Here is a 13,136-nt window from a genome sequence, read left to right as displayed (position 1 = left end):
TGTTAAGACTCCAAGCCCGATTCGCGAACGTTCGGAAAGCTTGAGAATCCTGCTAAAAAAAGCTTAGAAACAATTTATAAGAAATATAAACAAATGAATAAAAGCAGAACCATTTATTCTGTCTCATTATCATAAGTATACTCAGATTGTGAGACTAATTTCATTTCATTTTAATTACTAACTAGAATATATATTATGTTAACTAATAAAAAGAGTAAACGGTCATTCCTATTCTGCACCCATGGTTTAGAGTCCCTCCGTGCCTGCCGGAAAAAACTCAATATTCTTTTCACATAGCCAATCCAATGCCTTTATTCATGAATACTTTGTATGTTCTAATAAAAGCTATCCTTGCTGGTGCTTAAAACAAGGATAGCCGCTATTTACTTCTATTTTCGCTAATTGCGAATGAGAGCCTGACTGTGAGCAGATCATCTATCTCAATTCCATCTGTCATGCTGCAATTTCAATGCACCTTGGTCAGTTCCCTTCCATCACCGCGAAATAATTATCTTCAAAATCTGCAAAGTTGAATACTTTAATCCCGCCCATGTCCATTATTTCGCCAGTTTTGATTCCTTTACTAATAAGTGTACGGTGAAGTTCTTCCAGATTATCAGTAAAAAACATTAGGGACGGTGTGCCTAAATTAAGCTCGGGGGACATTTCAGCAACCCACTTTTTGTTTTGAAGAATGATGCTTGTTTGAGCATTGGGTTCTGCTGCAAGCTGGATCCATCGCATTCCATTGTCATGGCTTTCTTCAGCCTTGACATGAAACCCGACCGCTTCTGTCCAAAATTCAACTGCCTTATCCTGGTCTTCAACATACAGCATTACTTCAGCAAGTTTCGTGATCATGATTTTTCAGCTCCTTTATTAAAATTCTAAACACTTAAGAATTCTCTATAAAACGCTGAGCTCCTCTTTCTTTTTAACGATTCGCTCTATTAAACTGTGCTGTTGATTGCAGCTGGCAGGCGGTCGCTTTCCGATCCAATCAAAAGGTGGTAACATCACCACCATAAAACTTTTTGCAACAGCTTTACGTGCCTTGCTTCACCGCTGCCATGTATGTTTACGCTAGCTTTCAAACTGCGTTAAATACAAAAAAACAGCAGTCCAGAATTGGGCTGCTGTTGTAATGCGATGCAAGATAACCGATCATGCAAATATACTGATAAGATTTCCGTCCGGATCCTCGACTACAGCATAGCGCTGTCCCCAGAACGCATCCCAAGGCTCCTTATGTCCACTGTAGCCTCGTTCCATTAACCGGCTGAACGTTTCATCTACACCTTGCCGGCTGGTACATAAAAAAGCAAGTTCGATCCGATGGCCGGCTGGCTTTTCCCAGCTCACGTATATGTCTCTTATCATCTCCTGAGTGTCGAAGGCGAGCCGGAAGCCATTTTGAGAAACCTCCACATGTGACTCCTGATTTGCCTGCTCTGGTATTGCCAGTCCAAGAACCCGGTAAAAATCCAGTGCTTTCTTCATGTCTTTTACTACAATGCCAACCATATCCAATTTTATTTTCATGATGAATTTACTCGCCTTCTTTTCTAATTATCCATCTAAACTTCTTTTTCTGCTTTTGTACCTTTGCCTGGCAGCAATGACAGCGGCAATAATAAATCCGATCGTCAGGATGGAAAAGAACCCGGTACCGGTGGAGGTAATTTCATTTATATAGGGCTTTACTTGGTCTCCAAGGAAAAATATCGCCGCAGCAAGCGGAAGAAACCGGATGATTCTCCCTATAATGGTGCCGATTAAAAACAACTTTAAAGGAACTTGCAAAATGCCGCCAAGAATGGCAAAAACCTTGAATGGGATCGGCGTTATCCCTACTACAACTAAAGCCATGATGCCGTATTTTTTATAGAGCTCTTCTGCCCTTGCGATCATTTTATCAGAAGCCATTCTCTTTAATATCGGAGGACCGATCTTTTTCCCGAGCCAGTAACCGAATAGCGCACCCAGAATGGAACTGAAAATCGTAACTGCTCCAAACCATAGAGCCAGATGCGGGCTGTTCGTTGACATGGGAAGTAAAAGAACATCAGGAGGGATAATGAATATAGAAGCCTCTGTGAACGAGACTGCAATTAACCCGAATATTCCCCAATCCTCGACTAATTGAAGTATTTTGTCCAAAATAATATATCCTTCCCTGTACTGAATTCTTAAAAACCTTTTGCTGAACGGCTCTTGCCATTCAAATCATCAAAATATGATTTAAACCGCCATTTTTCGATTTAATCTAATTATAAAGGGATGTCCATATTTTTGATACCCTGAGTATGGGAAAGATTCCAATTTGCAACCTAATGCCAGTAGGAGAAAGCAAAAAAACGGGATGAGAGTTTCATCCGGGCTGAACGTTTTATTCTGGGCAGTTTTTTTATCCCCTTCAAAAGGTTTACGTCATCATATCCTTCAGGATACATGTCCTTACCAAGAGAGCCGTCTGTCATTCACCTTCAGCATGGAGCCTTATGAAGAAAGCTGTCACTTTATTAGACGTATCCCATTCTTCACAGACATTTCCTGTTTCATTTTCAATCAATAATTTTACACGGTTCCCCCTTGCTGAAATCAATACGGCTAACCGTTTCTTCCAGATTTGGAGCAGCGATTTTATTTTTGTCCTTCCTTCCCCCTTTCATCCGGTATTCATATCTTTCATATATGCCTCAGCTCTTTGTAAAACTTAAAACTGCGTGATTTTGTCTGCCTCTTCCATTGACACCCCGGCTTTCTTCCTGTATTTTGTTCAAGTATGTATTTTAAAAACCAGGAGGTACATCTTGAATAATCAGAACGTACAGCATGTGAAAATTACGACAGCCGATCCTTCGGCAATCGGCCTTTTTGGTCTGGCGATGGTTACATTTGTCGCATCTTCCCAAAAACTTGGCTTAACAGAAGGTCTTGCCTTCATTCTTCCCTGGGCGATCTTCCTTGGCGGCTTCGCGCAATTGTTTGCGAGTATACAGGATGCAAAGCATAATAACACCTTTGGCTCCACAGCATTTGGCGCCTTCGGTCTATTTTGGCTGGGAGTAGGCGCTTCATGGCTGATCCAGCTTGGCGTTTTCGGTGAACAGCTCGCAGCAGACGCAGATTCAAGGCAGCTCGGCATTGCTTTCACTGGGTATTTAATCTTTAGTCTTTTTATGACGATTGGTGCGATGGAGACCCATAAAGTGCTTTTTGCTATTTTCGTCCTTATTGATTTCTTATTTATTGGTCTTTCATTAAGTTCATTCGGCATTATGCACGAAGCGACCCACATGCTGGCTGCTGTTTCAGAAATGCTGATTGCGCTTCTCTCCTTTTACGGATCCGCTGCAGCTGTGCTGAATGGCCACTTTGGACGCGAGTTTCTGCCGGTCGGAAAACCTTTTGGTGTATTTAAAAAGTAACTGAAAAAAATCCTTGTCTGCGCAGACAAGGATTTTTTTTGCTTTTTTTTATATTTCCTGCTGTCCTTCTTTACCGTTAATGGAGTAGCTCACGCTGAGGTCGGCATTGAGGGAATGGGAGACTGAACAATATTTATCCTTTGAAAGCTTAATGGCTTTCGCGACTTTTTCATCCGGGAGCTCCCCTTCCAGCACATAGTGAATATGAAGACGGGTGAACCGCTTCGGATGGTCCTCTGCTCTTTCCCCTTCTATTTCCATTCGGAAATCCTGTGGTTCCAAGCGCATTTTCTTTAAAATCAGAACGATATCAATCCCTGTGCATCCAGCTACAGCATGCAGCAGCAATTCTGTCGGCCGTGGACCGCTGTTGACGCCCCCGGCTTCCTGTCCTGCATCCATTTTGATTTCATGACCGGACGGGGACAATCCGTCAAAAGCCAGATTTCCTGCCCAGGTTACGGTGGACTTCATCATTCGTATAGCCTCCCTTTACGCGTTTACACGTATTATAGCTCTGTCCGTTAAAAATTAAAAATATCAAGCCAAATTTTTACCGCAGTTGCTGAGATGAGAAGCGCAAGGATAATCTGCAAATACTTTGTATTCATTTTCTTTCCGGCCACAGCGCCTAGCGGAGCAGCTATTAAGCTTGCAATCACCATGATGGCAGCAGGGTAATAATCAATCTGTCCTGTTGATATTTTTCCTGCCGTTGCTCCGATTGATGAAATAAAGGTAATCGCCAGGGAAGAAGCAATGGTCATTCGTGTCGGGATCTTTAGGACAACAAGCATAATCGGAACGAGCAGAAACGCTCCTGCCGCCCCGACAATCCCGCTCCCAATTCCTACAATAAAGGATAAAATCATGGCAATCCATTTATTGAACGTCACCTGGTCTAGCGGAATGTCATCGATTCCTTTTTTCGGGATAAACATCATAACCGCTGCCGTCAAAGCAAGCACCCCGTAAATAATGTTGATCCCTTCCTCTGACATTGCCCTGGAACCAAAACCTCCAATGAAGCTCCCGGCTAAAATGCTGACTCCCATATAAAGGATGAGCCCCTTGTTTAAATAATTTCCTTTCCGATAGGCCCATACACCGCCAATTGTTGCAAAGAATACCTGTATGGCACTTATTCCGGATACTTCATGCGCGCTGAATGCAGCGAGACCGAATAGCGGAGGAATATACAGCAGCATAGGATACTTGATGATCGAGCCGCCAATTCCAAGCATGCCGGAAATGTATGAGCCGACAAAACCGATTAAAAATATAACAAGGATAAATCCTATATCCATTTAAGCTGCCTCCTTTTAAAAAAGGGAACCACTACCGGTTCCCTATTATTATTATCCTTTTTTTATCCAGAACTTAAGGACGCCGCCCTCTTCTTCTGTTTGCAGCAATTCATGTCCTCCTGATTTTGACCAAGCGGCAATGTCCGCTTTAGCTCCCTTATCTGTCGCATGCATTTCCAGGATTTCACCTGTCTGCAACTCATTCATAGCTTTCTTTGTTTTTACGATAGGCATCGGGCAAGCAAGTCCTTTAGCGTCTAATACTTTTTGTACATTCATTTTTCCAGTCTCCTTTAATATAAGTTTTAATTTATCTGACAGCGCATCGGTTTGGACCGATTTCCATCTCACGCTGTTTTTCTGAATCCGGGCTGATTTTCCCCATATTTGTTTCACGGATTTCCTGATAAGCATTTGGCTGCGGAGGCAGATTGCCTGTTACTAACTCTCTAAATTCACTTTCGTCGGCAATGTTCATTCCATGGTTCTCTGCAATCAATGTTCCGAGCTTTTTACCCACTGTTCCATTGCTGTTCATTTCGCTCACCATCATAAAATGGGCTGGAAGAACAAACAAGTCCTCTGAAAGCTCTCTATAGCGGATGTAAAGGGATTCACGCAAATCGCCAACCCAATCTTCTGCAAGCCCTGCAAGGTCCGGTCTTCCAATTGAGTCAACAAACAGGATGTCACCGGATAGCAGGTAGCTCTCATCCACTATGAATGAAGTGGAGCCGATTGTGTGTCCAGGTGAATACAGAGCTTGAATATCAATGGACGTTCCCCCGATTTTCAGTTCTGTTCCATCTTCGAGTGGTTCGTAGGAAAACGTTACTTCTTCAGCATCCTTAGGAGGCAGCCAGTAGGAAGCCCCGGTTTGTTCAGCGATTGTTCTTCCGCCGGAAATGTGATCCGCATGCAAATGGGTATCGAATACATGTTTGATCACTGCGCCTTTTTGTTCAGCAAATTCAGTAAACACATCTGTCATCCTAGTAGCATCGATAACGGCTGCCTCACCGCCGGAGATGACCATATAGGAAAGGCACCCTTTTCCAATTCGGACAAACTGGTATAGCTCTCCTCCGTCTTTTAAATCTCCTGCTTTAACGGGCTCAAGATGCTCGCTCCAGCCTTTCATGCCTCCTGCAAGGTAATATACGTCCCTGCCTGCTTCGGAAAGCATTTCCGCCACCATTATGGACGAACCTTCCTTAGCACAGACGACCAGTATTTGGCGGTCTTCAGGAATGTCCGGAAGAATTTCCTCTACACCATCAAGGAGATCGAAGTATGGTACGTTTTTATGCTGAAATTCCAAGCCTTCTATTTTCCAATCTTCAACATCGCTTTGATTGCGTACATCCAGAATAAAAAGTGGTTCTTTATTAATGATTTTTTGAGTCACTTCTTTAGCTGTCATTGGTTGGTAAGACATCATTTTATACCCCCTATAGTATAAAGTTAATTAAAAAAATTTATTTGACGCTTGTTGTTTCACCAGTCCAGCTGCTCATGCCCGGAACTACATTGGTTACTTTCTCAAATCCTTCCGATTGCAGCTGCTGAGCGGCCAAATCGCTTCTGCTCCCAGTCCGGCAGACAACATGGATACCAGCGGATTTGTCCAGTTCTCCAAGGCGGTTCTTTAACTCGCCAAGCGGGATGGATACAGCTCCAGGTATATGGCTGAATGCGTATTCTGCTTCCTCTCGTACATCAAGGACAACAGTATTTGAATCCTCTTTAAGGATTTTTTCTAACTCCTCATTGGTTAAAACATGAGGAAACGACTTTTCTGCAGCTTCCTCACTTGAAGACTTTCTCAGATAATGTTTGAGGACTTCTCCCTCTTCAATCGTACCGATGTATTGATGCCCTGTACTCTCAGCCCATGCCTTTAAGTCAGCCTTTGATCCTTTATCCGTTGCCTGAACCTCGATTACCTGACCTGGCTCAAGCCCGTTAATCGCCTTTTTTGTTTTAACAATCGGCATTGGGCAAGCTAATCCTTTAGCGTCTAATGTTACATCAGATTTAATTTGGTTCATTTTCATTCCTCCTCGTTGGTTTAGATGAACAAGTTTACATTGCCGTTCTCTGCATCAGCTAAATACGCTGCAACACCACCATATTCAATCTTATCGAGCAGCTCTTTTTGCTGCAGTCCGAGAAGATCCATGGTCATCGTGCATGCAACTAGCTTAATATCTTGCTCCTGTGCCATATCGATTAGCTGCGGCAAGCTCATCACATTGTGCTTTTTCATGACGTTCTTGATCATTTTAGGCCCCATACCTGCAAAATTCATTTTAGAAAGTCCCATTCTATCCGCACCGCGCGGCATCATTTTCCCAAACATCTTTTCAATGAATCCTTTCTTCACAGTCAGCGGTTCATCTTTTCGAAGCGCGTTCAATCCCCAGAATGTATGAAAGATTGTTACCTCGTGATCGTATGCTGCAGCTCCGTTCGCGATGATGTATGCAGCGATTGCTTTATCGTAATCACCGCTGAATAAAATAATGTTGGTTGTTTTCTTCTGTTCTGACATGTATATTCCTCCAATTAATTACCCTGAGGGGTATAATTATTGACAAAAAATTTTGTTTCTCAGATTTTACCCTTAGGGGTATATAAAGTAACAAAAAAACTCAGGTAAATTACCCCTGTGGGTATAACAATACTAAATGGTTCCGATACTGTCAACCCAAAAGTTTTTTACCTGCTTTTTACAAGAAGCTCTACAGCCTGTTTTACTAAATGATCGGTTCCCTCGCCATTTGCAATGTTTTCTCTGACACACTCTTCAAGGTTTTGACTGACAATGACCCCCATTGTCCTGTCGATTGCGTTGCGTGCAGCAGAAAGCTGAGTCACAATTTCCCTGCAGTCCTTCCCCTGTTCCATCATTCCGATTACACCTTTAACTTGTCCTTCAATCCGCTTTAGACGGTTCACAATATTTTTATCGTACTCCATCCTGTTCACCTCATTTCATGTAACAATCATGCAGGCATGCCTGCAGAATCAGTATGATTATCATATACCCGCTCAGGTACTAAATTCAAGTATTTACTTTCAAACCTTTTGTCCCATTTAAATCCAGTGAGTTTTCCTGTATGCAGCCGGGGACATTTTCATTCTTTTCTTAAAAACCCTGCTCAAGTAGAAACCGTTGTTAAATCCGCATTCCTTAGCAATGGCATCTAACGTTTTATCCGTTTCAAGCAGCATTTCCCTAGCCTGTCTGATCCGTATTGATGTTACATAGTCGTTCGGAGTCATACCGGTGCTCCGTGAGAACCTCCTTGTAAATTGGACAGGACTGAGCCCGATTTCCTGAGCAACCTGATTTAACGCGATCTGCTCAAATGCATGCTCGCGTATATAGAGAAGGGCCTTATAGATCAGCCTGTCCTGAAATGGAACACTGGTCGGTTCCATCATTCCTTTTTCAGCTTCTATACTGTACAGAAAAAACAAGTCCAGCAGATAATGCTCTTTGATTCTGCGCGCATGGTCATCCTGCTCGAAGGCGTAACGCTTTAAATAGTTAAAATTGGATTGGAGCCTTTCTTTATCCTTGATTGTAAACTTCCCGGACAGCCATTCTCCATGCTCCTCCTCCCATTCAAACTGAAAAAAATGAAAATCCAATGAAGTTAAAGCCTCTCTTTTTAATGGAAGTCCAGGCGGACAAAGGAGGAAATCTCCTGGCTCCCCGGTACCGGATTCCTCAAGGACACGATATCCAAGTTTTCCTTTTTCAATAATAAAGATGCTCCAGTGCGGATAGGTATCCTGTTCGAGCAGAAACTGGTCCAGGGATTGCCAGTAGGTGTGCTGATGGATCTTAAGCTTTCCGATTGAACGCATGGTGGAATACCTGCCCCCTATATGAAAAAAAGTATATAAAAAAGAGAATATCATCCATGTTTTAATTTTCCTTATGTTCCTACAATAAGAGGTAAACTTTTATTTTTCAAGCTTAATTTGAAAATAGAGCACGCTGCATAAACGATTCGATAATGATGATCCGGAAATCTGCTTTTTGAAATTATGTGCATTATATGTTTTATTGAGCAGAAAGCGGGGAAAGAAAAAATGGTTTGTTCGTTCAGATTGGTTTAAACGCTTTTCTTCTATGCGCATGCTGCCCACTATACTATATCCCGGCACAAGGCTCTTTTATCACATATTTCCATTCGTCCGGGCAAAAGATATACAGATTGATTACAGATGAACTTAAGGTGTCCACCCATTATGGAGCTTAGAATACAGCCGGGATTCATAAAAGAGGCATAAGCGCTGAACAGCCATTATTGGACAGAGCTTGTTTTAGGCAAATAAAAAATAGTCATTGGAGGAATCATCGTGAAAATTACAGGAATTGAAATCAAACACTATTTACTCCCTCTCGACCCCCCTTTTAAGGCAGCGTGGGATCCGGCACCAAGAAAGCAGTTCGCTTCCACCCTTGTTTATGTACATACGGATGAAGGCATCACCGGGGTAGGCTCCGGCGACTTAATGACCGGATTTGAAGGCCATGAGCATTTGTTTATCGGCCAGGATCCGTTTGATGTGGAACGGCATGCCAAAGTGCTGGATAACATCGATTTTCACTACGGCCGCCCTTGGCCTCTCGACCTCGCTCTATGGGATATTATCGGAAAAGCATCCGGCCAGCCTGTATACAAGCTTCTTGGCGGCAAACAGGATAAAGTGCTTGCCTATGCCTCGACTGGCGAGCTTGTGACGAAGGAAGAACGTGCACAGCGTGCTCTGAAACTGGCTGATCAGGGGTTTAAAGCGATGAAAATCCGTTTTCACCACAGCAACATAAAAGATGATATAGCGGTTGTGGAAGAAGTAAGAAAAGCAATCGGCGATAAAATGGAAATTATGGTGGATGCCAACCAGGGCTGGAAAATGCCTTGGGATACAGATCGGACATGGGATTTGAAAACGGCTGCCAATGTAGCGAAGGAACTTGAGAAATATAACGTATTCTGGCTGGAGGAACCTCTTCCCCACGATGATGCCGAAAATATGGCACGGCTCCGTCAAATGACAAGCGTCCGGATCGCAGGAGGCGAAATGAACCGCCGTTTCCACGAGTTCAGAGATTTATCTGATAAGGGATCTCTCGACGTTTATCAGCCTGACGTTGCTTTATGCGGAGGAATCACGTACGGAAGGAAGATCGCGGACTATGTACAGGCTAAAGGCAGCATTTACAGCCCGCATACATGGACAAATGGAATTGGCGTCATCGCAAACCTCCATATTGTGCTCGGCATAAGCAACAGTCCCTTTATCGAATTTCCATATGATCCGCCAGCCTGGTCCATTGAGCGCCGCGATTATATACAGACTCCGGATACAATGCTCAAAGTCGACAGCGAAGGCTACTTGCGCGCTTCCGGCAAGCCGGGTCTCGGATTTGATCTAGATGAAGAAGCTCTTAAACAGTACGAAATTAACTATACGTACGTTGGCGAAAAAGAAGAGTAAAGGAGGAGGAGAAGAAAATGAACAGCTATCAGGCATTTATTAACGGAACATTTACAGACAGCTCTAACGGACAGACAATGGAAGCCCGAACGCCTTCTACAGATGAAGTATTTGCAGAGTTTCCGGCTTGCACCGAAGAGGATGTAGCCAAAGCCATCCAGGCAGCAAATGACGCTTACAGAGAGTGGAAAAAGCTCCCTTCCATCGAGAGAAGCGGGTATGTTCGAAAGCTTGCGGACCTATTAAAAGAAGAAAGCGCCCAGCAAAAGATCGGGGAAGCCATTTCAAAAGAAATGGGGAAACCGCTCTCGGCAGCCAAAGGAGAGGTCGGAGGTGCTGCTGAGCTTGCAGAGTACCATTCACAATGGGCCCGCCGCATCGAAGGCTCTGTCGTAGACGCAGATTCGAGCAATGAACGTATTTTAATTTACAAGGAATCTCTTGGTGTTGTCGTATGCATCGTGCCATGGAACTTTCCAATCTATGTGCTGATGAGAAAGCTTGCCCCTGCTCTGATTGCAGGAAATACAGTCATTGCTAAACCAAGCTATAAATCTGCTGTTTCCGCTTTGGAATTTGCGAAAATAGTGGAAAAGGCTGGTTTTCCGCCGGGTGTCATCAACGTTGTGACAGGTGAGGATGAAGTGGTTGGTGACTCCTTAACAGGGTCTCATCAAATTAATATGATCACCTTTACCGGCAGCACGAAGGTTGGGAAAAAAATTGCGGAGCGGGCATCTCAAAACATGGTTCGGACCTCCCTTGAGCTTGGCGGAAAAGCCCCCGCTATTGTGATGGAGGACGCTGATCTGGATGCAGCTGCAAAAGGAATCGCCGGAGGACGGCTGGCAAACAGCGGCCAGGTATGCAGCAACACCGAAAGAGTTTATGTTCATGAAAGTGTGAAAGATGCCCTGATCGAAAAGCTTAAATCCGAATTTGAATCATGCAGCATCGGGGATGGATATGAAAATCCGGATGTTCAAATGGGCTGTATGGTCCACCGCAACGAAGCAAAGCGCGTTCATCAGTTGGTTGAAGAGGCTAAAGCACAGGGAGCGGAAGTCATTACAGGCGGGCATTTTCTTGAAGGGTTCAGTGAAGCGTTCTACCCCCCTACCCTGCTGGACAATTGCATCCAGAACATGACGATTGTAAAAGAGGAAGTCTTTGGACCTGTTCTTCCGATTGTAACTTTTAGCACGATTGAAGAAGCCATCGGCTATGCGAATGATTCCATTTACGGGCTGACTTCAAATGTTTATACAAACAACTTCCAATATGTCATGAAGCTCACAACGGAAATTGAAGCGGGCGAAGTTTATGTCAATCGCCAGCAAGGAGAAGCCTTTCAAGGGTACCATGCCGGCTGGAAGCAATCCGGCATTGGAGGAGACGACGGGAAATACGGGTTTGAAGAATTTTTGCAGAAAAAAACGGTTTACCTTGACTTTTAATTTTCACATCTTCAGTAAAAGAGAAACAAACTTTTCCGTTACAAGAAGGAGAGTGATGAACGATGAATGAATTTCAATATTTTTTAAAAACACGTGTCCAGTACGGTGAAAACAAGTCACTGGAGCTTGCAGGACCCATTCAAGAGTTTTCCGGTAAAAACAAAGCCGTTATTATTACAGATCATGCACTCGTAAGCTTGGGATTCATTCAGCCAATTATTGATTCCCTCGCTGCAAGCGGCATAGAATGCAAAGTCTACAGCGAAGTAAAGAGCAATCCAACCTTTCAGAATATAGATGAGGCAGCTGCACTGATTCGGGAATTTGACAGTGATGCCGTCATTGCAGTCGGCGGCGGTTCCCCGCTCGATACCGCGAAAACAGCGGCCCTTGTTGCTGGAGGAGATCATGGCGCCGAGCATTACGCATTAATGGCGAACCCTTTTCCCCCTAAAAAGGTGCTGATGATTGCCGTTCCGACAACAGCTGGTACAGGAGCTGAGGTAACAAGCACAACTGTATACTCAGATGCTCATCACCGGAAGCTATGGGCTTGGGATCAGAACATGCAGCCGGATCTGGCTGTTCTTGACCCCGTGCTGACAATCAACCTGCCGGATTTTTTAACGGCTGCTACGGGGATTGATGCACTTGTTCATGCGCTCGAGGCTATTACCGGACAGTCCTCAAATCCGATCATTGAAGCTTCCGGCCTGCATGCTATCCGCCTCGTTTCGGAGAATCTTCCGCTTGTTATGAGGGAAAAAGAAAACCTGGATGCCCGAGGAAATCTCCTAATTGCTTCGATGCTCGCGGGAATCGCCATTGAATATGGCGGTACGGGGATCGCTCACAATATAGGCCACGCTTTGAGCACCACGGGAGGTCTACACCATGGAAGAGCTGTTGCGATCGCCCTTTATCATTCTTATGAGTGGAACCTGGATCGTTCCCAAATCGCTGTTTTCGCTAAAGCTGCACGTGCGTTTGGTGTTACGGATTCCTATGATTCAGACAGAGAACTCGCTCATGCCGGTGCAGTTCGCTGCAGGAAACTGATTGAGAGCTTGCCTATTGACCTTGAAGTAACTGCAGACGGGCTTACAGCTGAAGACCTTCCTCATCTGCTGGCAGCATGTCTGGCAGAGGAAAATCAGCCTATGAGACGAAACAACTGCCGCTATGCGGCAGATGAAGATCTCGAAAGATTTGCTAAGCAAATCATTGCATTTCAGCAAGGTGGAAAAACACAGCCGCTATCCCCTGCTTGACGAGCGGGATTGGGCCGTTTATCAGGAAAATCAGCAATAGATAAGTGAGTGGCTAAAACAGGGGCAGAAAAGCCTCTGTTTTAGTTTTTCAGAAACGTAACTTTCCATTGTATAACTGCAGTTTCCATGATAAAATTTTTTTCGTCTTCA

General features: G+C 44.1%; 15 protein-coding genes. 4 read left to right on the top strand and 11 right to left on the bottom strand.

The window, feature by feature from the left end:
• Nucleotides 1–480: 480 nt before the first annotated feature.
• The 3 genes from ACQCVE_RS02945 to ACQCVE_RS02935 all read right to left on the bottom strand — a co-directional run bounded on the left by ACQCVE_RS02945 (nucleotide 481) and on the right by ACQCVE_RS02935 (nucleotide 2,160).
• A complete protein-coding gene (locus ACQCVE_RS02945; protein WP_426844289.1) occupies nucleotides 481–861 on the bottom strand; it encodes a VOC family protein in 381 nt (126 codons plus the stop codon).
• A 303-nt stretch (nucleotides 862–1,164) separates the two neighbouring features.
• Complete coding sequence (locus ACQCVE_RS02940) at nucleotides 1,165–1,542, bottom strand: VOC family protein (RefSeq protein WP_426861550.1); 378 nt, start codon at nucleotides 1,540–1,542, stop codon at nucleotides 1,165–1,167.
• A 27-nt stretch (nucleotides 1,543–1,569) separates the two neighbouring features.
• Nucleotides 1,570–2,160 (bottom strand): YqaA family protein, encoded by a 591-nt coding sequence (locus tag ACQCVE_RS02935; protein ID WP_426861548.1) that lies wholly within the window; start codon nucleotides 2,158–2,160, stop codon nucleotides 1,570–1,572.
• Between the two features lie 653 nt (nucleotides 2,161–2,813).
• Here ACQCVE_RS02935 and ACQCVE_RS02930 point away from each other — a divergent pair.
• Nucleotides 2,814–3,431 carry an acetate uptake transporter gene (locus ACQCVE_RS02930; RefSeq protein WP_426861547.1) on the top strand — a complete coding sequence of 206 codons (618 nt, stop codon included), beginning with the start codon at nucleotides 2,814–2,816 and terminating at the stop codon, nucleotides 3,429–3,431.
• A gap of 48 nt (nucleotides 3,432–3,479) precedes the next feature.
• Here ACQCVE_RS02930 and ACQCVE_RS02925 read toward each other — a convergent pair whose 3' ends face one another.
• The 8 genes from ACQCVE_RS02925 to ACQCVE_RS02890 form a co-directional block, all read right to left on the bottom strand.
• Nucleotides 3,480–3,905, bottom strand: a complete 426-nt coding sequence (locus ACQCVE_RS02925) for an OsmC family protein (protein WP_426861770.1) — start codon at nucleotides 3,903–3,905, stop codon at nucleotides 3,480–3,482.
• A gap of 50 nt (nucleotides 3,906–3,955) precedes the next feature.
• Nucleotides 3,956–4,738 carry a sulfite exporter TauE/SafE family protein gene (locus ACQCVE_RS02920; RefSeq protein WP_426861546.1) on the bottom strand — a complete coding sequence of 261 codons (783 nt, stop codon included), beginning with the start codon at nucleotides 4,736–4,738 and terminating at the stop codon, nucleotides 3,956–3,958.
• Nucleotides 4,739–4,789: 51 nt separating this feature from the next.
• Nucleotides 4,790–5,017 carry a sulfurtransferase TusA family protein gene (locus tag ACQCVE_RS02915; protein ID WP_426844284.1) on the bottom strand — a complete coding sequence of 76 codons (228 nt, stop codon included), beginning with the start codon at nucleotides 5,015–5,017 and terminating at the stop codon, nucleotides 4,790–4,792.
• 31 nt (nucleotides 5,018–5,048) lie between these two features.
• The gene (locus ACQCVE_RS02910) at nucleotides 5,049–6,176 is read right to left on the bottom strand and encodes an MBL fold metallo-hydrolase (protein ID WP_426861544.1); all 1,128 of its coding nucleotides are present in this window, start codon (nucleotides 6,174–6,176) and stop codon (nucleotides 5,049–5,051) included.
• Between the two features lie 40 nt (nucleotides 6,177–6,216).
• Nucleotides 6,217–6,789 (bottom strand): sulfurtransferase TusA family protein, encoded by a 573-nt coding sequence (locus tag ACQCVE_RS02905; protein ID WP_426861543.1) that lies wholly within the window; start codon nucleotides 6,787–6,789, stop codon nucleotides 6,217–6,219.
• A gap of 20 nt (nucleotides 6,790–6,809) precedes the next feature.
• Nucleotides 6,810–7,292 (bottom strand): DsrE/DsrF/DrsH-like family protein, encoded by a 483-nt coding sequence (locus ACQCVE_RS02900; protein ID WP_426844281.1) that lies wholly within the window; start codon nucleotides 7,290–7,292, stop codon nucleotides 6,810–6,812.
• Nucleotides 7,293–7,459: 167 nt separating this feature from the next.
• Nucleotides 7,460–7,720, bottom strand: a complete 261-nt coding sequence (locus tag ACQCVE_RS02895) for a metal-sensitive transcriptional regulator (protein WP_426844280.1) — start codon at nucleotides 7,718–7,720, stop codon at nucleotides 7,460–7,462.
• Between the two features lie 117 nt (nucleotides 7,721–7,837).
• Nucleotides 7,838–8,617, bottom strand: coding sequence for a helix-turn-helix domain-containing protein (locus ACQCVE_RS02890; protein WP_426861541.1), 780 nt, complete (start codon nucleotides 8,615–8,617; stop codon nucleotides 7,838–7,840).
• Between the two features lie 498 nt (nucleotides 8,618–9,115).
• Here ACQCVE_RS02890 and ACQCVE_RS02885 point away from each other — a divergent pair, with 498 nt between their 5' ends.
• The 3 genes from ACQCVE_RS02885 to ACQCVE_RS02875 all read left to right on the top strand — a co-directional run bounded on the left by ACQCVE_RS02885 (nucleotide 9,116) and on the right by ACQCVE_RS02875 (nucleotide 12,986).
• Entirely contained in the window at nucleotides 9,116–10,258 is a 1,143-nt protein-coding gene (locus ACQCVE_RS02885) for a mandelate racemase/muconate lactonizing enzyme family protein (RefSeq protein ID WP_426844278.1), read from the top strand.
• A gap of 17 nt (nucleotides 10,259–10,275) precedes the next feature.
• Nucleotides 10,276–11,715, top strand: a complete 1,440-nt coding sequence (gene aldA / locus ACQCVE_RS02880; protein ID WP_426861540.1) for an aldehyde dehydrogenase — start codon at nucleotides 10,276–10,278, stop codon at nucleotides 11,713–11,715.
• Nucleotides 11,716–11,777: 62 nt separating this feature from the next.
• Nucleotides 11,778–12,986, top strand: coding sequence for an iron-containing alcohol dehydrogenase (locus ACQCVE_RS02875; protein ID WP_426861539.1), 1,209 nt, complete (start codon nucleotides 11,778–11,780; stop codon nucleotides 12,984–12,986).
• Nucleotides 12,987–13,136 lie beyond the last annotated feature (150 nt).

It is taken from the genome of Metabacillus sp. 113a, from assembly GCF_050107635.1.
GTDB lineage: Bacteria > Bacillota > Bacilli > Bacillales > Bacillaceae > Metabacillus_B.
The sequence above is the reverse complement of the archived record's forward strand: the minus strand, read 5'-3'. Positions and strand labels throughout refer to the sequence as shown.

Bases quoted from the DNA above. Each gene is read 5' to 3' on its own strand.
- ACQCVE_RS02945 (WP_426844289.1), bottom strand. From the start codon at position 861: ATGATCACGAAACTTGCTGAAGTAATGCTGTATGTTGAAGACCAGGAT.
- ACQCVE_RS02940 (WP_426861550.1), bottom strand. From the start codon at position 1,542: ATGAAAATAAAATTGGATATGGTTGGCATTGTAGTAAAAGACATGAAG.
- ACQCVE_RS02925 (WP_426861770.1), bottom strand. From the start codon at position 3,905: ATGAAGTCCACCGTAACCTGGGCAGGAAATCTGGCTTTTGACGGATTG.
- ACQCVE_RS02920 (WP_426861546.1), bottom strand. From the start codon at position 4,738: ATGGATATAGGATTTATCCTTGTTATATTTTTAATCGGTTTTGTCGGC.
- ACQCVE_RS02915 (WP_426844284.1), bottom strand. From the start codon at position 5,017: ATGAATGTACAAAAAGTATTAGACGCTAAAGGACTTGCTTGCCCGATG.
- ACQCVE_RS02910 (WP_426861544.1), bottom strand. From the start codon at position 6,176: ATGTCTTACCAACCAATGACAGCTAAAGAAGTGACTCAAAAAATCATT.
- ACQCVE_RS02905 (WP_426861543.1), bottom strand. From the start codon at position 6,789: ATGAACCAAATTAAATCTGATGTAACATTAGACGCTAAAGGATTAGCT.
- ACQCVE_RS02900 (WP_426844281.1), bottom strand. From the start codon at position 7,292: ATGTCAGAACAGAAGAAAACAACCAACATTATTTTATTCAGCGGTGAT.
- ACQCVE_RS02895 (WP_426844280.1), bottom strand. From the start codon at position 7,720: ATGGAGTACGATAAAAATATTGTGAACCGTCTAAAGCGGATTGAAGGA.
- ACQCVE_RS02890 (WP_426861541.1), bottom strand. From the start codon at position 8,617: ATGCGTTCAATCGGAAAGCTTAAGATCCATCAGCACACCTACTGGCAA.
- aldA (WP_426861540.1), top strand. From the start codon at position 10,276: ATGAACAGCTATCAGGCATTTATTAACGGAACATTTACAGACAGCTCT.
- ACQCVE_RS02875 (WP_426861539.1), top strand. From the start codon at position 11,778: ATGAATGAATTTCAATATTTTTTAAAAACACGTGTCCAGTACGGTGAA.